Raw genomic sequence first — 18890 nt, 5'->3', positions numbered from 1 at the left:
AACCGTTTTGTCCAGAGATCATGCCCCAAAACGAAGAGAGGCAGGCGCCGATGCAGTTCGATCTCCTGATCAAGGGCGGCCGTCTGATCGATCCGGCCTCGGGCCTGGACGCGCCGCGCGATGTCGCCGTTGCGGGCGGACGCATCGTGGCCATCGAGGCGGCGATCGATGCCGAGCACGCCACCAAGATAGTCGACGCTCGTGATTGCATCGTCACGCCCGGCCTCATCGATTTGCATAGCCATGTCTATTGGGGCGGCACCTCGCTTGGCGTCGATGCCGACCGGCTGGCGGCCAAGAGCGGCACCACCACCTTCATCGACGCCGGCAGCGCCGGCGCCGGCAATATTCTGGGCTTTCGCCGCCATGTCATCGAGCGCTCGAAGGTGCGCATCCTGGCCTATGTCAACATCTCCTTTGCCGGCATATTCGGCTTCTCGCAAAGCGTCTCTGTCGGCGAATGCAGCGATCTCAGGCTCTGCGAGCCACGCGAGACGGTGGCTGCGGTGCGCGAGCACGCCGATGTCGTCGTCGGCGTAAAAGTGCGCTCCGGCAAGCATGCCGGCGGCGCCAGCGGCATCGCGCCGGTCGATCTCGCGCTGGAAGCCGCCGACCAGGCCGGCCTGCCGCTGATGGCGCATATAGACGAGCCGCCGCCCGGCCGCTCCGAAGTGCTGCCGCGGCTGCGCAAGGGTGACATCCTCACGCACTGTTTTCGCCCGTTCCCCAACGCGCCGGTCTTCGCCTCCGGCGCGGTGCGGCCGGACATGCGGCTGGCCCGCGAACGCGGCGTCATCTTCGACATCGGCCACGGCATGGGATCGTTCGACTTCGCCGTGGCGAAAGCGATGCTGGCCGAGGGCCTCGCGCCCGACGTCATCTCCAGCGACGTGCATCTCTATTGCGTCGACGGTCCGGCCTTCGACATACTGGTCTGCATGTCGAAGCTAATGGCGCTGGGCATGCCGCTGGTCGAGGTGCTGCGCGCCGCCACGCAAAGGCCAGCCGAGGCGATCGCCAGGCCGGAGCTTGGGACGCTGAAAGTTGGCGGTGTCGGCGATGTCGCGGTGCTGAGACTGCGCCCCGGGCGCTTTACCTTCGTCGATGCGGTCGGTGCGGCGCTGATCGCGGATCAGCGGCTCACATCGGACGGCATCGTCGTGGGTGGTGTCTGGTGGCCGAACGAAGCCGCCGACCACAACGAGACCGAGCGCTTCGAGGCCCACACGCACCATACGCATGTCGAGGTCGCGGCACGGCATTTCGGGCGCGGATAATCTCCCTCCTTGAGGGGGAGATGGCCGGCAGGCCAGAGCGGGTCGGTTCGACCGGACGCAAGCTCCTCGCGGCAGCTGGAGGTCAGCGCTCCACGCGCGGCGACCCCCTCTGTCGCCTTCGGCGACATCTCCCCCTCAAGGGGGGAGGAGATCGCTAGCGCCCTGCGTTACTCACCGCCCCAAACACCGGCGTCGCAATCCCTTCCATCCGCGCCTTGATCTGCAGCGCCACATATTTCGAGTAAAACCGCGACAGCGCCAGATTGCCGCCGTGGAACCACAGCGCGTCCTGCGCCGTCGGCTTCCACATGTTGCGCAGCTCGCCTTGCCAAGGACCGGGATCGCCCTTGACGCCGGAGCCGAGGCCCCAGCATGGCCCGACCTTGTCGGCGACCTCGCGCGAGACGATGGCCGCCACGGTCTCGTTCATCGACTGGTAGCCGGTACAGGCGACGATCGCATCGACGGCCAGCTCGCTGCGGTCGTCGAACAGGATGCCGGTCGGCGTCAATGAACTGATGCCGACGCCGCTCTTCACTTTGATCTCGCCATTGATGATCAGTTCGCAGGCGCCGACATCGATGTAGTAGCCGGAGCCGGTGCGGTAGGCCTTCATCAACAGCCCGGTCTCGTCCTCGCCGAAATCGATGGCGAAGCCGGCGGCGCATAGCTGGTCGTAGAAGTCTGCGTCGCGTGCCTTGATCACCTCGTAAAGATCCCGCTGGCCCTTGGGTACAAGCGCGAACGGCGTGGACGCGACGATCAGGTCGGCCTTGTCGGTGCTGATGCCGCGCGCCAAAGCCTTTTCCGAGAAGATCTCGAAGCCGACTTCCATCAGAGTGTCGGATTTCACCACTGTCGTCGGCGACCGCTGGATCATGGTGACGTCTGCGCCGCTCTCCCAGAGGTCGACGCTGACATCGTGCCCCGAGCTTGCCGCGCCGATGACAGCGACACGTCTGCCGCGGAATTTCTCGCCGCTTGCATACTGGCTGGAATGCAGGAGTTCGCCCTTGAAGGTCTCGGCGCCGGGCAGCGCGATCTGGCGTGGCGGGCCATAGGCGCCGGTGGCAAAGACAATGTGCTTCGGCTTCAGCGTGATCTGCCGGCCGACGCGGTCGACCACCACAGTCCACACCTTCTCGGCCTCGTCATAGCTGGCGCTGAGGCATTTGGTGGCGACCCAGTAGTTGAGCTCCATCACCCTGGTGTACATCTCCAGCCAGTCGCCCATCTTGTCCTTGGGCGTGAACACCGGCCAGTTCTCCGGGAACGGAATGTAGGGCAGATGGTCGTACCAGACCGGATCGTGGAGCACGAGCGAGCGATAACGGTTGCGCCAGGAATCGCCGGGGCGCGCATTTTTCTCGATGATGATGGTGGGCACACCGAGCTGCCTCAGCCGCGCGCCGAGCATGATGCCGCCCTGCCCGCCGCCGATCACCAGGCAATAGGGCTGCTCAGTGGCGCCGAGATCGCGCGTCTCGCGCGCCCGCGCCTCCGCCCATGTCTCGCGTGCAGGGTCGGCCTTGTGGCGGATGCCGAGCGGCCGCGCCGGTCCCTTTTTCTCCTCGAACCCTTTGAGCTCCCGCACCGCCGTGAACAAGGTCCGGCAGCGGCCGTCCGTGAGGCGCACAATCCCTTCGCCCCGCGCGACCGACGTTTCGAACGTGAACCAGGCCTCGACGGTGCCCTCATCCGAGGTCGCCTCGCCGGACAGCGTCCAGTGTGAGGGCTTCGCTTCCGCCAGCGTCGCTTGCAGCATGTCGCGGATCGCACCGCGGCCTTCCATCGTGGTGATGTTCCAGGTGAAAGCCAGCAGATCGCGCCAGTAGCAATCCTCGACGAACAGGTTGGCGGCCGCCTCGGCGTCATCAGCTTCCAGCGCCCGTGCAAGCGCGCAAAGCCATGTCGCCGCCTGTTTCGATGGTGCCATGTCGAGCATCTGTTTTTCCCTCGTTTTGCGTTCCCATTGTTTCGAAAGACGGCGGCGCCGCAAGAGGGGTCGCGATGTCATGGCGTCGGTTTCTAGCGGCCCGGAACGGAGCCATCTCCCGGAAATCTTTATAGGAATTTTATATCTTTCCTCCCGGCCCCGTCTCGAACCTTTATGGCGATCGGGTCCATATTCCACCACGAGCAAAACGCTCCGGACGCCGTAGCCTTCGAAGCTACGGCGGGTCGTTCTCACGGAATTTACGGCCTGCCAGCAACTGGCGCCAAGTACAAGCAAGGACCAACACAATGGACATTGTCGTCATCGGGATCGAGGTTTTGTTTTTCGCCCTTTCCCTCGCCTACATCAAAGCCTGCGACGCTCTTTAAGCGGAAGGATCGCAACATGTTTGTCGATTACATCCTCGGTGGCGGCGTGACCTTGTTCCTGCTCGTCTACCTCACATACGCCCTCGTTCGCCCAGAACGCTTCTGAAGCAAGGCACGGAAAGCCATGACACTCAACGGATGGATACAGATCCTGGTCTATTGCGGGATCGTCGTTTTGCTGGTGAAGCCGCTCGGCGGCTACATGTACCGCGTCTTCAATGGCGATCGCACCTTTCTCTCGCCCATACTCGGGCCCGTTGAGCGCGGCCTCTACCGCATTTCGGGAACCAGCGAGCTCGAGGAGCAGCACTGGACGACCTACGCGGCAGGAATCATCTTCTTCAGCCTTGCCAGTTTCCTGGTGCTGTACTTTCTGCAACGCCTGCAGGGCGTCCTGCCTTACAATCCGGCCGGGATGGCATCGGTCGAACCCAATCTCGCCTTCAACACTGCCGTCAGCTTCGTCACCAACACCAACTGGCAGAATTACGGCGGCGAAAGCACGTTGTCCTACCTCGTGCAGATGGCCGGCCTGACTGTTCAGAACTTCATGTCCGCCGCCGTCGGCATTTCCATTGCGGTGGCGCTGATCCGCGGCTTCGCCCGCGCCTCGGCCAAATCGATCGGCAATTTCTGGGTCGATATGACCCGCTGCACGCTCTACATCCTGCTGCCGCTCAGCATCGTGCTCACCCTTGTCTATGTCTGGCTCGGCATGCCGCAGACGCTCGGGCCTTATGTCGACGCCACCACGCTCGAAGGCGCCAAGCAGACGCTCGCCCTTGGGCCGGTCGCCTCGCAGGTCGCCATCAAGATGCTCGGCACCAATGGCGGCGGCTTCTTCAACGCCAACGCCGCGCATCCTTTCGAAAACCCCGACGCCATCTCCAACATGATCCAGATGGTGACGATCTTCGCGCTGGGTGCCGCACTCACCAACGTCTTCGGCCGCATGGTCGGCAACCAGCGCCAGGGCTGGGCGATCCTGGCCACGATGGGTGTGCTGTTCATCGCTGGCGTCGTTATCTGCTACTGGGCGGAAGCCGCGGGCAATCCGCTGGTCCATGCGCTGGGCGTCGACGGCGCCAACATGGAAGGCAAGGAGAGCCGCTTCGGCATTGCCGCTTCGGCACTATTCGCCGTCATCACCACGGCTGCGAGCTGCGGTGCGGTGAACGCCATGCATGACTCGTTCACAGCACTTGGCGGCCTGGTCCCGATGCTCAACATGCAGCTCGGCGAAGTCATCGTCGGCGGCGTCGGCGCCGGCTTCTACGGCATCGTCATGTTCATCGTCATCACCGTGTTCGTCGCCGGCCTGATGGTTGGCCGCACGCCCGAATATCTCGGCAAGAAGATCGAGGCCAAGGAGGTCAAGATGGCAATGCTCGCCATCCTAGCTCTGCCGCTGGTCATGCTGGTCTTCACGGCAATAGCGGTCGTGCTGCCAAGCGCCGTCGCCTCGATGGCCAATGGCGGTCCGCATGGCTTCTCCGAGGTTCTTTATGCCTACACTTCGGCGGCGGCCAACAACGGCTCGGCCTTTGGCGGCCTTTCCGGCAACACGCCCTGGTACAACATCACGCTCGGCATCTCCATGTGGGTGGGTCGCTTCTTCGTCATCATTCCAGCGCTTGCCATTGCCGGCTCGCTAGCGACGAAGAAGACGGTTCCGGCTTCCGCCGGCACCTTCCCGACCGACGGCCCGCTGTTCGTCGGCCTGCTCGTCGGCGTCATCCTGATCGTCGTCGGCCTGACCTTCTTCCCGGCACTGGCGATCGGACCGATCGTCGAGCACCTGGCTGCCATCAACGGCCAGACATTCTGAGGCTTGTCATGTCCTGGTTCTACCCAAAACGCATGAAGGCCCGGCCGCGAGCCGGCCCACGAGCCGGCAATGAGGGGGAGGAACCGCCCCCTCCCTTCCCCGGCGTATCTACCTTCCTCGGCCTCGCGGCAGTCATGATCGTGATCTGGCTGCTGGCCTATGGTCCGCCGCCCCTTTTTTCGGCATCCGATCGGTCGGTGCCGGCCAACAGTTCAGATACTGGAGCCACCAAATGAGCCAGTCCAAATCCGCGAGCATCATGGATGCCCGCATCCTGTGGCCGGCCATCGGCGGCGCCTTCAGGAAACTCGACCCCCGCACGCTGGTCAGGAACCCGGTGATGTTCGTCGTCGCCATCGTCTCGCTTCTCACCACGGTCCTGTTCGTCAAGGATCTCGCCACCGGCGGCGGCGATTTCGGCTTTACGCTGCAGATCATCATCTGGCTGTGGTTCACCGTGCTGTTCGCCAACTTCGCCGAGGCCGTCGCCGAAGGCCGCGGCAAGGCGCAGGCCGATTCGCTGCGCAAGGCGCGCACCGAAACCCAGGCCAAGCTGCTTGCCGGCGAAGACCGCTCCAGGTTCAAGCTGGTGCCCGGCACCAGCCTGAAGGTTGGCGACATCGTGCTGGTCGAAGCCGGCGACATCATCCCGTCCGACGGTGAAGTGATCGAAGGCGTGGCCTCGGTCAACGAGGCGGCAATCACCGGCGAGTCCGCACCCGTCATTCGCGAATCCGGCGGCGACCGTTCGGCGGTCACCGGCGGCACGCAGGTTTTGTCCGACTGGATTCGCGTGCGCATATCAGCCGCCTCCGGCCACACCTTCCTCGACCGCATGATCTCGCTGGTCGAGGGTGCCTCGCGCCAGAAGACGCCCAACGAGATCGCGCTCAACATCCTGCTCGTCGGCATGACGCTGATCTTCGTGCTGGCCACCGCCACGATCCCGAGCTTTGCCTCCTATTCCGGCGGCTATATCCCGGTGACGGTGCTGGTCGCGCTGTTCGTCACCTTGATCCCGACCACCATCGGCGCCCTGCTGTCGGCCATCGGCATTGCCGGCATGGACCGCCTGGTGCGCTTCAACGTGCTGGCCATGTCCGGCCGCGCCGTGGAAGCGGCGGGCGACGTCGATACGCTTTTGCTCGACAAGACCGGCACCATCACGCTCGGCAACCGCCAGGCCACCGAATTTCGGCCGGTCAAGGGTGTGACCGAGCAGGAACTGGCCGATGCGGCACAGCTTGCCTCGCTCGCCGACGAGACGCCCGAGGGACGCTCGATCGTCGTGCTGGCCAAGGAAAAATACGCCATCCGCGCCCGCGACATGGCGACATTGCACGCCAGTTTCGTGCCCTTCACCGCGCAGACCCGGATGAGCGGCGTCGACATCGATGGCTCGTCGGTGCGCAAGGGCGCCGTCGATTCGGTTCTCGCCTATGTCAGCCAGTCGACATCGGCCACCCATGGCGCGCGCCCCGGCAGCGACACCGTCATGGATCTCCAGGCGATCGCCGACGAGATCGCCAAGGCCGGCGGCACGCCGCTGGCCGTCGAGCGTGACGGCCGCCTGCTCGGCGTCGTCCACCTCAAGGACATCGTCAAGGGTGGCATCCGCGAGCGCTTTGCCGAACTGCGCAAAATGGGCATCCGCACCGTGATGATCACCGGCGACAATCCGATGACTGCGGCAGCGATCGCAGCCGAAGCCGGCGTCGACGATTTCCTCGCCCAGGCCACGCCCGAGGACAAGCTGAAGCTGATCCGCGACGAACAGGCCAAGGGCAAGCTGGTCGCCATGTGCGGTGACGGCACCAACGACGCGCCGGCCTTGGCGCAGGCCGATGTCGGCGTCGCCATGAACACCGGCACGGTTGCCGCCCGCGAGGCCGGCAACATGATCGACCTCGATAGTGACCCGACCAAGCTGATCGAGATCGTCGAGATCGGCAAGGCGCTGCTGATGACGCGCGGTTCGCTGACGACCTTCTCGATCGCCAACGACGTCGCCAAATACTTCGCCATCATCCCGGCCATGTTTGCCGTCTTCTACGTTGCGCCGGGACATACAATCGGCCCCCTGCAAGCGCTCAACATCATGCACTTGGCGACGCCGCAGAGCGCCATCCTGTCGGCCATCATCTTCAACGCGCTGATCATCATCGCTCTGATCCCGCTGTCGCTGAAAGGCGTCAAATACCGCGCCATCGGCGCCGGCGCGCTGCTCAGCCGCAACCTCCTGGTCTACGGCCTCGGCGGCATCATCGTTCCCTTCGCCGGCATCAAGGCGATCGACATGATCGTCACCGGCCTCGGCCTCGCTTAAGGAAATACGTCCATGCTCACTCAGATAAGACCCGCTGTTATCATGATCGTCTTTTTCACCGTTTTGACCGGCCTGATCTATCCCCTGGGCATGACCGGCATCGCCCAGGCGCTGTTTCCGCACCAGGCCAATGGCAGCTTGATCGAGAAAAACGGCACGGTCATCGGCTCCGAACTGATCGGCCAGGGCTTTGCCGACGACAAGTATTTCCATGGCCGCCCCTCGGCTGCCGGCGACGGATACAACGCCGCAGCGTCCAGCGGCTCCAATCTCGGTCCAACCAACCCCAAGCTGATCGACCGCATCAAGGGCGATGTTGCAAAGCTGAAGGCGGAGAACCCGAACCAGCCGGTGCCGATGGATCTGGTGACGACGTCCGGCAGCGGCCTCGACCCCACCATCAGCCCGGACGCCGCCTATTTCCAGGTCGCTCGGGTGGCCAAGGCCAGGGGCTTCGACGAAGCCAAGGTCAAGGCGCTTGTCGACAGCCATGTCGAAGGCCGCGAACTCGGCTTCCTCGGCGAGCCGGTCGTCAATGTGCTGGCGCTCAACCTGGCACTGGACGATACCAAGCAGTGAGAGACAATCTCTGAAGCCAGGGGCCAGGGATCGACACGATCCTCGGCGCCGTTCATGATCGAGCCTGATGCCGGACGCCAGAAGCAACTATACCAGACCCTCTCCGGACGCGCTGCTCGAGCATGCGGAACGGGAAGAGCGCGGCCGCCTGCGGATATTTCTCGGTGCTGCACCCGGTGTCGGCAAGACCTACGAAATGCTGATGGCCGGCCGCGCCAGGTTGGCCGACGGCGTCGACGTAGTGATCGGCGTCGTCGAGACCCACGGCCGCAAGGAAACACTGGCGCTGGTCGACGGCTACGAGGTCATCCCGCGCCAGAAGGTCGACTACAAGGACCGCGTGCTGAATGAGATGGACATCGACGCCATCCTCGCCCGCCGGCCGGCGCTGGTGCTCGTCGACGAACTCGCCCACACCAACGCACCCGGCAGCCGCCACCCCAAGCGCTATCTCGACGTCCAGGAAATCCTTGCGCGCGGCATCGACGTCTACACCACGCTCAATATCCAGCATGTCGAGAGCCTGAATGACGTCGTGGCACAGATCACCCGCGTCAGGGTGCGCGAAACGGTCCCGGACTCCATCATCGACCAGGCCGACGACATCGAGATCATCGACCTCACGCCCGACGACCTGATCAAGCGGCTGAAGGAGGGCAAGGTCTATTTCCCCAACACTGCCCAGCGCGCAGTCGAAAACTATTTCTCGCCGGGCAATCTGACCGCGCTTCGGGAATTGGCGCTGCGCCGCACCGCCCAGCGCGTCGACGAGCAGTTGCTCAACCACATGCAGTCGCACGCCATTCCCGGCCCCTGGGCGGCGGGCGAAAGGGTGCTCGTCTGCGTCGATGCGCGTCCGGGCGGAGCGTCTCGTGTCCGCTATGCGCGCCGGCTGGCCGACCGGCTGCGCGCACCGTGGACGGCGCTGCATGTCGACACGCCGCGTTCGGCCGGCATGTCGGAGGAAGACAAGGACCAGCTGGCCACGCTCTTGCGCCTGGCCGAGCAGCTCGGCGCCGAGGTGACGACCATTCCGGGCCAGAACGTCGCCCAGGACATCGTCCGCCACGCCACAGTGAACAATTTCACCCATATCGTCGTCGGCAGGCCGACCCGCTCGCGCTGGCGCGAACTGATCGAGGGCTCGCTCACCTACGATCTGATCCGCAATGCCGGCGGTATCAGCGTCCATGTCATTTCAGGAACGGAGCGCGACAACGAGGCCACGTCGAGGGTCAAGGCGGCGGCCGAGCAGACGCCATTTCAAATCTGGCCTTATCTTTTCTCGACCGTCTATGTCGCCGGCGCGCTTGCCGTCAGTGCCGTCCTCGATCAGTTCCTCGACGTTCGCAACCTTGCCAGCGTGCTTCTGCTGGCGGTGCTGACATCGGCAGTGACCTTTGGCCTGTGGCCGGCGCTGTACGCCTGTTTCCTCAGCGCCATTGCCTTCAACTTCTTCTTTCTCGAGCCGCGCTACACGATGACGATCCGCGATCCGGAGAGCATCGTTGCCTTCGCCGTCTTCCTCGTCGTTGCCGTCATCGCCAGCAATCTGACGGCGCGTGTGCAGCGTCAGGCAGCCGCCGCCCGTTCACGCGCCCGGGCGACCGAGGACATCTACCTCTTTTCCAAGAAACTCGCCGGCGCGGGCACGCTCGACGACGTTTTGTGGGCCACCGCGTTCCAGATCGCCTCGATGCTGAAGCTGCGCGTGGTGCTGCTTTTGCCGGAAGAAGGCACGATCACCGTCAAGGCCGGTTATCCCCCCGACGACACGCTGGCCGAGGCCGACATCGCGGCTGCACGCTGGGCTTGGGAACACAACCGGGCTGCCGGCCGTGGCGCCGATACCCTGCCCGGGGCAAAACGGCTCTACCTGCCCTTGCGGACCGGCCGTACCGCCATCGGCATCGTCGGCCTCGACAATGACAAGCAGGGGCCGCTCTTGACGCCCGAGCAACAGCGCCTGCTCGACGCGCTGGCCGACCAGGCGGCGGTTGCCATCGAGCGCATCCAGCTGGTCGCCGATGTCGATCGCGCCAGGCTGGCGGCCGAGGCCGACCGCTTGCGCTCGGCACTGCTGACGTCGATCTCGCATGATCTGAAGACGCCCCTGGCGGCCATCATGGGCGCGGCCGGCACGCTCAGGGAATTTGCGCCGGCACTGCCCGAGAACGATCGGGCCGAGCTGCTGACCACCGTGCTCGACGAGTCCGAACGGCTGAACCGCTTCATTGCCAATCTGCTCGACATGACCAAGATTGAATCCGGCGCCATGGAGCCGAATTTTGCTCTCCACTATGTCGGCGATGTCGTCGGCTCGGCCTTGCAACGGGCGCGCAAGATCACTGCCGGGCACAAGACCGAGGTTGATATTCCGGCCGACCTGCCGATGCTGAAGCTTGATCCCGTGCTGTTCGAACAAATGCTGTTCAATCTGCTCGACAATGCCGCGAAATACGCGCCACAGGGATCGACAATCCGGCTGCAGGGCTGGGCCGACAATGGCTCCGTCGCGCTGCAGATCATGGATGAGGGACCGGGCATTCCGCCCGCCGACCTGGAGCGCGTCTTCGACAGCTTCTACCGGGTGCGCAAGCGCGATCAGGTCCAGGCCGGCACCGGGCTCGGCCTGTCAATCTGCCGGGGCTTCATCGAGGCGATGGGCGGCACGATCATGGCGGCGAACCGCAGCGATCGCCCGGGCGCAGTCTTCACAATCCGCATGCCGAGGTTGGTACAATCGTCCGATACGGACGTATCAGGTGTGGACGAGCAAGCATCTGGTGATCCGGCATGACAAATTCCAACGTCAGCATACTGGTCGTCGATGACGAGCCGCCGATCCGCAAACTGCTGCGCGTCGGCCTCGGCAGCCAGGGTTATGCGGTCAGCGAAGCGCCCAACGCCAACGCTGCGATCGAACTCGTCGATGCACAAAAGCCGGATCTGATCCTGCTCGATCTCGGCCTGCCCGGCATGGGCGGCCTCGACCTCCTGCGCAAATGGCGCGGCGACGGCCTCGACATGCCCGTGGTCATCCTGTCCAGCCGCACCGACGAAGCCGGCATCGTCGCGGCGCTCGAACTCGGCGCTGACGACTACATCACCAAGCCGTTCGGCATGAACGAGCTGGTCGCCCGCATCCGCGTCGCGCTGCGCCACAAATTCCAGCAGCAGGGCGAAAAGCCGGTGTTCCACACCGGCGATCTCAGCGTCGACCTGGTCAAGCGCATCGTCAAGGTCGAAGGCAAGGAGATAAAGCTCTCCCCCAAGGAGTACGACATATTGCGCATTATGGTGCAGCATGCCGGCAAGGTGCTGACCCACCATTTCATTCTGAAGCAGGTGTGGGGCGATTCGACCGACGTGCAGTATCTGAGGGTCTATGTCCGCCAGCTCCGGCAGAAGATCGAAAAGTCGCCCGACCAGCCGCGCTACATCACCACCGAAACCGGGGTGGGATACCGGCTGCGCGAGGTTGAGTAGCCGCGCGCTCGCTGCTCAGTCCGCCGAGAGTTCCGCGGTCCGTGCCAGTGCGCCGCCGAAGCCGTTGAGCGGGATGGTGAAACTCACCGCTTGACCGGTGTCGGCCGCGAAGGCGTCGATCTTCAGCGTGGTGGCTGCCTTGAGCAGCGGCGTGACGCTGGCATCGAACGCCACCGGCACCAGGCAGCCGACGGCCTGGCAGGTGTTGAACGGCAGGCTGCCTTCCAGCTTCTGGTCGTCGATGGTCAGGCTGACTCCTTTGGCGAGCGCCAGGCCGAACGGCAGCGCCAGCGTTCCGGCGGCATCCTCGCCGCTCTTGCTCGACAGCTCGATCGCCAGCAGGCGCTGGTTGGACTGCTTGTTGAACTGCTGATGCGACAGGCTGCAAACCTTGGCCGTGCCGGTTACCTGGCAATTGACCGTCCAGTCGCCATGTGTCTCGGACAGCGCCGAGGCGCCGCCAGGCAATGTCGGGCCGGCAGCAGGGGCGGGCGCTGCGGCGGCAGGCGCCGCCTTGTCGGTCTTGGTTTGCGCCGCGACTGCCACCGGGCCAAGAATACAGATGCTGCCCAGTAGCGCCGCGAAATATACTTGCCTGCTTTTCATCAATATGCTCCCGATTGTGCCTCGAGTCAGCCGCGATTGAGGCCGAGATCCGCGCCCGATAGAGCGGTCAATCGATCTTTTCTGTCAAGTGCGGCCGGGCCGCTTCCTCAGGGATTTCGCCAACCCGTGGCAGATCGGCCCATGGCAGACCGGCCCATGGCAGATCGAGACGAACGCCCTATATAGAGAGGAGGTTATATCTGTACGGGAATGAACTGATGTCGACGCTTCGCCTATCGACAGTTCTCATGTCGGCAATGCTGGCGGCGGCAACGCTCGTCGGCATCATGCAATCTGCTGCGGCTCAGTCCGTCAATCCCAGCGCCAACCGGCTGATCCAGCAGAACCAGCTGCAGCAATTGCGCAACAGCCTGCAGCGGCAGCAGTTCCAGCAACAGCAGCAGCAATATCGCGAGCAGGACCGTCGGATCGTGCCGCAGCCGCGCCCCGAAGTGCCCGTCGTCCGGCAAGCTTGTCCGATTCAGATCGTCAACAACCAGATTGTGCGTGTTTGCCGTTGATATCGGTCGCTTGCGATTTACTTAGTCGACTTATTTACTAAAAATGCTCATTGCCTCGCGGGCATATCAGGGTTTGCAGGCGGCGTGCGGCGGTGCGCCCGCCGACCGGATTTTCAGCACATGGCGACGACGAAGAAAAAGGCGGTACGCAAGGCAAGGCGAGGCGAACGCATTCGCCAGGTCGCCGCCATTCCCTTTCGTCTGGACGTTTCAGGCAATTTCGAAGTGATGCTGGTGACGTCGCGAGCGACGAAGCGCTTTATCGTGCCCAAGGGCTGGCCGATGAAAGGAAAGAGCGGGCGCAAGGCCGCCACCATCGAGGCGCGCGAAGAAGCCGGCGTGCTCGGCAAGACCCGCAAGGCGCCTGCCGGCAGCTATTCCTACTGGAAACGGCTGGAGCACAATTTTGTGCGCGTCGACGTCGTCGTCTATCTGTTGGAGGTGTCCGAGGAACTGGCCAACTGGCAGGAGGCCAAGAGCCGCCAGCGGGCATGGCTCAAGCCGCAGGACGCGGCGTTGCTCATCGATGAGCCGGATCTCTCGACGCTGATGGCCAACCTGGCGCCGCCTCAGCCGGCAGTGCCGGACCCGGCCTGACCAACCTCACTTGCCCTCGTCCCCTTCAGCGGGACCCTCATCCCCCTCAGCGGGAAATGGCCGCAGCGGCGTGCCCGTATAGGCCCACAGCCATTCGCGCGGCAGCGGCCCTTTGTTGCGCTCGCTTTGCTGCGACTGTTCCCATGCATGCGCCAGGATGCCGACCGAGCGCGAGAGCACGAACAGGCCGCGCGTCAACGGCGGCGGAAAGCCGAGCTCGCCATAGATGACGGCGGTGGCGCCGTCGATGTTGAGCGGTATTTTCTTCCCCTTGCGCCGTGCCACCTCTGATTCGACGGCCTCGGCGATGTCGGCAAAGCGTCCGCTGACGACGCCGCGCGCGGCAAACTCGCGCGTCACTGCGATCAGGCGCGGCGCGCGCGGATCGACCGGGTGGAAGCGATGGCCAAATCCCGGCACATAGCCTTTCTCCTCGGCGAAGAAACGGTCGAGCCGTGCGGCTACGGCTTGGTCCAGCGCAACACCCTGGTCAAGTGCCACGGCAATGTCGCCATAGAAGGACAGCGCCTGTTCGCCGGCGCCGCCATGCACGTCACCCAGCACGTTGACGGCGGACGCCATGGCGCTGTTGATGCCGACGCCGCAGGTGATGGCCATGCGGGCAATGGCGATCGACGGCGCCTGCGGCCCGTGGTCGACGGCCGCCCCCAGCGCAATGCCGAGCAGCGCCGCCTGCTCCTCGCTCGGCAATTCGCCGCGCAGCATCAGCCAGATCGTGGCCGGAAAGCTGACGCGGCCGATCAGCTCCTGGATTTCATAGCCGCGCAGCCGGATAATGCCGGGGCTCATCTCGATGATGCCGGTCTGCCACCATTCCTCGCCGCGTTCGCGGCCGGTTTTTCTCTCGCTCACGCGCTTCTCCTGGCGCGCGGCGGCAGGGTGGAAAAAACCTCGTCCATATGCTCGCCCAGCACAGGCGGCGGCAGGACCGGCAAGGGTGCCGCGCCATCGACCATGAAGCCGCCGCGCACCACGGTCAGCGGCTGCGCCATGCCGGGCAGACCCTGGAAACGCGTGGTCATGTCGCGCTCGACCACCTGGCGCTCGCCAAGCACTTGGGGGATCGTCAGCACCCGGCCCGCCGGCACGCCGGCGCGGTTGAATTTTTCCTCCCAGGCTGCGGCCGAGGCGCTCGCCAAGGCCGTCTCGATCAGCACCTTCAGCACAGCGCGGTTCTGCTTGCGCGTCTCGCGCTCGGCAAAGCGCGGATCGTCGGCCAGTTCCGGCTGGCCGATCAGCCGGCAAAGCGTGACGAACTGCTCCTGCTTGTTGGCGGCGATGTTGAGCAGGCCGTCGCCGGTGCGAAACGCGCCGGAGGGCGCAGCCGTCATGTTCTCATTGCCCATCGGCTGCGGCTCGACGCCGGCGGTCAGATAGTTGGACACCGGCCAGCCCAGCGCCGACAGCGTGCATTCGAGCATCGAGACATCGAGAAACGCGCCCTCGCCCGAGGTCTTCTGCTTGACCAGCGCCGCGGCGATGGCGAAGGCCCCGACCAGCCCGCCCAGCGTGTCGGCGACGGGATAGCCGACCCGCAAGGGTGCGGTCTCCGGCGTGCCGGTGATGCTCATGATGCCGGACAGCCCCTGGATGATCTGGTCGTAGGCCGGATTGTCGCGCATCGGCCCGGTCTGGCCGAACCCCGATATGGCGCAATAGACGAGACCCGGACGAACCGCTTTCAGCGCCTCATAGCCAAGCCCCAGCCGCCCCATCACGCCCGGTCGAAAGTTCTCGACCAGCGCATCGGCGGAGGCGACGAGATCGAGGAAGCGTTCGCGGTCGGCTTCGCTTTTGAGATCCAGCACCACCGATCGCTTGCCGGCATTCTGCGCCAGGAACGACGCGCCCATCCCCGCCTCGTTGAGCGCCGGCGAGGCGCCGAGCTGGCGCGCCAGATCGCCGCCTTGCGGCGTCTCGACCTTGATGACATCGGCGCCGAGCAGCGCCAGCTGGTAGGCACAATAAGGGCCCGCCAGCACATTGGTCAGGTCGAGAATGCGGATGCCGGCAAGCAGATCGGTCATGATGCTCCAGGTCGCTCAGGCATCGCCCGGCACATGCTCGGGTCCGCGCCGGCGCCGATGCTCGATGAAGGCCCAGATATGCGGACCGGCGAGCCCGATGAAGGCAAGGATCAGCAGCACCAGCGACAGCTTGTGGGTGTAGAACACCGACCAGTCGCCGTTCGAGATCGTCATCGCCCGGCGGAACTGCGTTTCGGCAAGCGGCCCCAGGATCATGCCGATGATGACCGGCGCGGTCGGGAAATCGAAGCGCCGCATCAGGAAGCCGGCGGCCCCCAGGAGATAGAGGATGACGAGGTCGATCGGCGATTGCGAGATGCCGTAGGTGCCGACGGTGGCGAACACCAGGATGCCAGCATAGAGCTGCGGCGCCGGGATTTTCAACAGCCGTACCCACAGCCCGATCAGCGGCAGGTTGAGAACGACCAGGATGACGTTGGCGATGAACAGGCTGGCGATCAGGCCCCAGACCAGATCGGCCTGCGTCGTCAACAGCAGCGGTCCCGGATTGATGCCGTAGCTCTGGAAGGCCGACAGCATGATTGCGGCGGTCGCCGAGGTCGGCAGGCCAAGGGTGAGCATCGGCACCAGCACGCCGGCGGCAGACGCATTGTTGGCGGCTTCCGGTCCGGCAACGCCCTCGATGGCGCCGACCGTGCCGAACTCCTCCTTGTGCTTCGACAGCTTCTTTTCGATGGCGTAGGACAGGAAGGTCGGGATCTCGGCGCCTCCGGCAGGCATGGCGCCGATCGGGAAGCCGATGAAAGCGCCGCGCAGCCATGGCTTCCACGAGCGCCCCCATTCGGCCGCGGTCATGTAGAGCGAGCCCTTGAGCGGCACGATCTCGTCCTTGCCGGCATAGCGGCGCGAGGCCATGTAGAGCGTCTCGCCGACGGCAAACAGGCCGACCGCGGCAATGATGACATCGACGCCATCGAGCAGTTCGTTCATGCCGAAGGTGAAGCGCGGCTGTCCCGTCTGCAGGTCGACGCCAATCATGCCGATGACGAAACCGATGAACAGGCTGGTGAGGCCGCGCACGGAGGACGAGCCGAGCACCGCCGACACCGTGATGAAGGCAAGCACCATCAGCGAGAAATATTCGGCCGGCCCGAAGGCGAGCGCGAACTTCACCACCACCGGGGCCAGGAAGGCGACGCCCATCGTGCCGATGGTGCCGGCGACGAAGGAGCCGATCGCCGAGGTCGCCAGTGCCGCGCCGCCGCGACCCGAGCGGGCCATCCTGTTGCCTTCCAGCGCGGTGACGATGGTGGCGCTTTCGCCCGGCGTGTTGAGCAGGATCGAGGTCGTCGAGCCGCCATACATGGCGCCGTAATAGATGCCAGCAAACAGGATGAAGGACGCCTCCGGCGCCACCTGGTAGGTGATCGGCAGCAGCAGCGCGATGGTCAGCGCCGGCCCGAGGCCGGGCAGCACGCCGATGGCCGTGCCGAGCGTGGTGCCGACCAGGCACCACAGCAGGTTCATCGGCGAGAAAGCGACGGAAAATCCGTGGGCGAGATGGCCGAGCGTCTCCATGGCGTCAGCCCCTCGCAGTGGCGATGATCGCGTCGATCACCGTGTTCAGCTGGTTTTCGATGAAGCCGGCGCCAATGTTGACGCCGAGCGCCCTGGCAAAGCCGAAATAGGCGGCAGGCGCCAGGATCAGGCCGGTCAGCGCATCGCGCAGCGTGTGCTTGCTGCCGAAGCCATAACAGACGAGCACGAACATGATGACCGAGGCGGCGGTGAAGCCGAGCGGCTGGATCAGCACCAGATTGGCGACCAGGCCGGCAACGACGATGCCCATGGCCTTCCAGTCGGTCGGCGTTTCCTTTTCCTCCTGCGGCTGCCAGCCGCCGCGCAGCGCGGCGACGATGAGCAGCAGCGAAAGCACGATCATGCCTGTCATGGTGATGTAGGGGAAGACGGTCGGCCCGACCTTGGAATAGAGCGGCGAAACCGGGATCGCCAGGGTCTGCCACGCCACGGCCGCGGCACAGGCGAGAAGCCCGATGCCGATCAACAATTCGGGCATGGCAAGGCGCGGGGGCGCCGGCTGCTGGTCGCTGGTGCTCATCGATGTCCTCCCGAGATGGCCGGCATCCTCCCGCCGGCCGCATCCGCAGTTTCACTCCCAGCGCATGATATGTCCATGCCGCAGGCTAATGTCGGAAGGGGCGGCCGTGGCCGCCCCTGAAGACATCAGGCGAGGCCGAGATCCTTGAGGATCGCGGTGATGCGGGCGGTGTCGTCGACGAGGAATTTCGCATAATCGTCGCCGGTCAGAAGGATGGGGGTCCAGTTGCGGTTCTTGCATTCGGCTGCCCAGGCATCGCTCTTGGCCATGGTCTCGATCATCGTGACCATCGCCGCCTTGTCGGCGTCGGAGACGCCTGGCGGTGCGAATACGCCGCGCCAGTTGAACAGTTCGACGTCGATGCCGGCTTCCTTCATCGTCGGTGCGTCGATGCCGTCCTGGCGCTTGTCGGCGGAGATCGCCAACAGCCGAAGCGCGCCCGCCTTGACCTGCTCGGAGAACTCGCCGAAGCCGGAAATGCCGGCCGCCACCTGGTTGCCGAGCAGCGCCGACAGGGCCTCGCCGCCGCCGGCGAAAGGCACATAGGAGAGGTTGGTTGCCGGAACGCCGACCGTCTTGGCGATCAGCCCGAACAGGATGTGGTCGGAGCCACCGGCCGAGCCGCCGGCCACCGGAACCTTGGTCGGATCCGCTTTGAGCGCGGCGACGAAATCGCCGGCCGTCTTGAACGGCGAATCCGCCGGCACCACCAGCGCCTCGAACTCGCCGGTGAGGCGAGCGATTGGCGTCACTTCGGAGAGGTTGTTGGCCGATTTGTTGGCGATGATGGCGCCGACCATGACCATGCCGGCCACCATCAGCGAATTGCCCTTGCCCTTCCACTGGCTGATGAACTGCGGCAGGCCGACAGTACCGCCGGCGCCGCCGACATTGGTGATCTGCGAGCCGGAGATCAGTTTTTCACTGCGCAGCACCTGGTCGATGGTGCGCCCCGTCTGGTCCCAGCCACCGCCGGGCGCGGCCGGCACGAAGATCTGGATCTGCGGTGCATCCTGAGCGAAAGCGGGCGTCAAATGCGTTGCAACGAATCCGGCAGCGCCTGCGGCCGCGGTGCTCATCAAAAATCTGCGTCTGTTCAGCATGGGATTCCTCCAAATCACGACACCTCCTCCGGTGCCTGCCAGAAACGTAGCCTGAAAACAGACCCGCTCGGCAAAAATTCATGCCGATTTCGGTGCGTTCTGTCAACAGGA

The 18890-nt window shown here is 64.6% G+C and carries 16 protein-coding genes; 9 read left to right on the top strand and 7 right to left on the bottom strand.

The features are described 5' to 3' along the window. Positions 1-50: 50 nt before the first annotated feature. Positions 51-1277 (top strand): amidohydrolase/deacetylase family metallohydrolase, encoded by a 1227-nt coding sequence (locus NKH54_RS01100; RefSeq protein ID WP_352538408.1) that lies wholly within the window; start codon positions 51-53, stop codon positions 1275-1277. 154 nt (positions 1278-1431) lie between these two features. Here NKH54_RS01100 and NKH54_RS01095 read toward each other — a convergent pair whose 3' ends face one another. Beyond that, complete coding sequence (locus tag NKH54_RS01095) at positions 1432-3222, bottom strand: flavin-containing monooxygenase (RefSeq protein ID WP_353027584.1); 1791 nt, start codon at positions 3220-3222, stop codon at positions 1432-1434. A gap of 396 nt (positions 3223-3618) precedes the next feature. Here NKH54_RS01095 and NKH54_RS01090 point away from each other — a divergent pair, with 396 nt between their 5' ends. From NKH54_RS01090 to NKH54_RS01065, 6 genes are all read left to right on the top strand, one after another. Further along, on the top strand, positions 3619-3708 hold the full coding sequence (locus NKH54_RS01090) for a K(+)-transporting ATPase subunit F (protein WP_023691936.1): 90 nt from the start codon (positions 3619-3621) through the stop codon (positions 3706-3708). An 18-nt stretch (positions 3709-3726) separates the two neighbouring features. Continuing rightward, positions 3727-5430, top strand: a complete 1704-nt coding sequence (gene kdpA, locus NKH54_RS01085) for a potassium-transporting ATPase subunit KdpA (protein WP_353027583.1) — start codon at positions 3727-3729, stop codon at positions 5428-5430. A 232-nt stretch (positions 5431-5662) separates the two neighbouring features. Beyond that, a complete protein-coding gene (kdpB, locus tag NKH54_RS01080) occupies positions 5663-7756 on the top strand; it encodes a potassium-transporting ATPase subunit KdpB (protein ID WP_353027582.1) in 2094 nt (697 codons plus the stop codon). A 12-nt stretch (positions 7757-7768) separates the two neighbouring features. Beyond that, positions 7769-8335 carry a potassium-transporting ATPase subunit KdpC gene (gene kdpC / locus NKH54_RS01075; RefSeq protein WP_023740849.1) on the top strand — a complete coding sequence of 189 codons (567 nt, stop codon included), beginning with the start codon at positions 7769-7771 and terminating at the stop codon, positions 8333-8335. A 67-nt stretch (positions 8336-8402) separates the two neighbouring features. Further along, a complete protein-coding gene (locus NKH54_RS01070; RefSeq protein WP_353027581.1) occupies positions 8403-11135 on the top strand; it encodes a DUF4118 domain-containing protein in 2733 nt (910 codons plus the stop codon). After that, the gene (locus NKH54_RS01065) at positions 11132-11824 is read left to right on the top strand and encodes a response regulator transcription factor (RefSeq protein WP_353027580.1); all 693 of its coding nucleotides are present in this window, start codon (positions 11132-11134) and stop codon (positions 11822-11824) included. The genes NKH54_RS01070 and NKH54_RS01065 overlap by 4 nt, the downstream gene beginning before the upstream one ends. Positions 11825-11839: 15 nt before the next feature. Here NKH54_RS01065 and NKH54_RS01060 read toward each other — a convergent pair whose 3' ends face one another. Next, entirely contained in the window at positions 11840-12430 is a 591-nt protein-coding gene (locus NKH54_RS01060) for an invasion associated locus B family protein (protein ID WP_023669715.1), read from the bottom strand. A 218-nt stretch (positions 12431-12648) separates the two neighbouring features. Between NKH54_RS01060 and NKH54_RS01055 the strand changes: the two genes are divergently transcribed. Together NKH54_RS01055 and NKH54_RS01050 are read left to right on the top strand one after the other, a co-directional pair. Further along, the gene (locus NKH54_RS01055; RefSeq protein ID WP_352788425.1) at positions 12649-12951 is read left to right on the top strand and encodes a hypothetical protein; all 303 of its coding nucleotides are present in this window, start codon (positions 12649-12651) and stop codon (positions 12949-12951) included. A gap of 120 nt (positions 12952-13071) precedes the next feature. Continuing rightward, a complete protein-coding gene (locus NKH54_RS01050) occupies positions 13072-13548 on the top strand; it encodes an NUDIX hydrolase (protein ID WP_023669717.1) in 477 nt (158 codons plus the stop codon). 6 nt (positions 13549-13554) lie between these two features. On the opposite strand, the gene NKH54_RS01045 is transcribed toward NKH54_RS01050, so the two are convergent. The 5 genes from NKH54_RS01045 to NKH54_RS01025 all read right to left on the bottom strand — a co-directional run bounded on the left by NKH54_RS01045 (position 13555) and on the right by NKH54_RS01025 (position 18779). Then, positions 13555-14421, bottom strand: a complete 867-nt coding sequence (locus NKH54_RS01045) for a citryl-CoA lyase (RefSeq protein ID WP_031196006.1) — start codon at positions 14419-14421, stop codon at positions 13555-13557. Next, positions 14418-15596, bottom strand: a complete 1179-nt coding sequence (locus tag NKH54_RS01040; RefSeq protein ID WP_031196007.1) for a CaiB/BaiF CoA transferase family protein — start codon at positions 15594-15596, stop codon at positions 14418-14420. Before NKH54_RS01040 ends, NKH54_RS01045 begins: the two co-directional genes overlap by 4 nt. 15 nt (positions 15597-15611) lie before the next feature. Next, positions 15612-17135 (bottom strand): tripartite tricarboxylate transporter permease, encoded by a 1524-nt coding sequence (locus NKH54_RS01035; protein WP_023686551.1) that lies wholly within the window; start codon positions 17133-17135, stop codon positions 15612-15614. 4 nt (positions 17136-17139) lie between these two features. Further along, positions 17140-17676: a tripartite tricarboxylate transporter TctB family protein gene (locus NKH54_RS01030; protein ID WP_353027579.1), complete on the bottom strand. Its 537-nt coding sequence runs from the start codon at positions 17674-17676 to the stop codon at positions 17140-17142. A 125-nt stretch (positions 17677-17801) separates the two neighbouring features. Further along, positions 17802-18779: a Bug family tripartite tricarboxylate transporter substrate binding protein gene (locus NKH54_RS01025; protein ID WP_023691946.1), complete on the bottom strand. Its 978-nt coding sequence runs from the start codon at positions 18777-18779 to the stop codon at positions 17802-17804. Positions 18780-18890: the final 111 nt, after the last annotated feature.

The sequence above is a fragment of the Mesorhizobium sp. M1004 genome, assembly GCF_040318795.1.
Taxonomy (GTDB): Bacteria; Pseudomonadota; Alphaproteobacteria; order Rhizobiales; family Rhizobiaceae; genus Mesorhizobium.
Note: the sequence above shows the minus strand (reverse complement) of the source record. Positions and strands in the feature narration are given on the sequence as shown.

What these genes read in the sequence shown, in the direction of transcription:
- kdpA (WP_353027583.1), top strand. Translation starts at nt 3,727, where the DNA reads ATGACACTCAACGGATGGATACAGATCCTGGTCTATTGCGGGATCGTC.
- NKH54_RS01090 (WP_023691936.1), top strand. Translation starts at nt 3,619, where the DNA reads ATGTTTGTCGATTACATCCTCGGTGGCGGCGTGACCTTGTTCCTGCTC.
- NKH54_RS01065 (WP_353027580.1), top strand. Translation starts at nt 11,132, where the DNA reads ATGACAAATTCCAACGTCAGCATACTGGTCGTCGATGACGAGCCGCCG.
- kdpB (WP_353027582.1), top strand. Translation starts at nt 5,663, where the DNA reads ATGAGCCAGTCCAAATCCGCGAGCATCATGGATGCCCGCATCCTGTGG.
- NKH54_RS01025 (WP_023691946.1), bottom strand. Translation starts at nt 18,779, where the DNA reads ATGCTGAACAGACGCAGATTTTTGATGAGCACCGCGGCCGCAGGCGCT.
- NKH54_RS01095 (WP_353027584.1), bottom strand. Translation starts at nt 3,222, where the DNA reads ATGCTCGACATGGCACCATCGAAACAGGCGGCGACATGGCTTTGCGCG.
- NKH54_RS01100 (WP_352538408.1), top strand. Translation starts at nt 51, where the DNA reads ATGCAGTTCGATCTCCTGATCAAGGGCGGCCGTCTGATCGATCCGGCC.
- kdpC (WP_023740849.1), top strand. Translation starts at nt 7,769, where the DNA reads ATGCTCACTCAGATAAGACCCGCTGTTATCATGATCGTCTTTTTCACC.
- NKH54_RS01035 (WP_023686551.1), bottom strand. Translation starts at nt 17,135, where the DNA reads ATGGAGACGCTCGGCCATCTCGCCCACGGATTTTCCGTCGCTTTCTCG.
- NKH54_RS01070 (WP_353027581.1), top strand. Translation starts at nt 8,403, where the DNA reads ATGCCGGACGCCAGAAGCAACTATACCAGACCCTCTCCGGACGCGCTG.
- NKH54_RS01055 (WP_352788425.1), top strand. Translation starts at nt 12,649, where the DNA reads ATGTCGACGCTTCGCCTATCGACAGTTCTCATGTCGGCAATGCTGGCG.
- NKH54_RS01050 (WP_023669717.1), top strand. Translation starts at nt 13,072, where the DNA reads ATGGCGACGACGAAGAAAAAGGCGGTACGCAAGGCAAGGCGAGGCGAA.
- NKH54_RS01030 (WP_353027579.1), bottom strand. Translation starts at nt 17,676, where the DNA reads ATGAGCACCAGCGACCAGCAGCCGGCGCCCCCGCGCCTTGCCATGCCC.
- NKH54_RS01040 (WP_031196007.1), bottom strand. Translation starts at nt 15,596, where the DNA reads ATGACCGATCTGCTTGCCGGCATCCGCATTCTCGACCTGACCAATGTG.
- NKH54_RS01060 (WP_023669715.1), bottom strand. Translation starts at nt 12,430, where the DNA reads ATGAAAAGCAGGCAAGTATATTTCGCGGCGCTACTGGGCAGCATCTGT.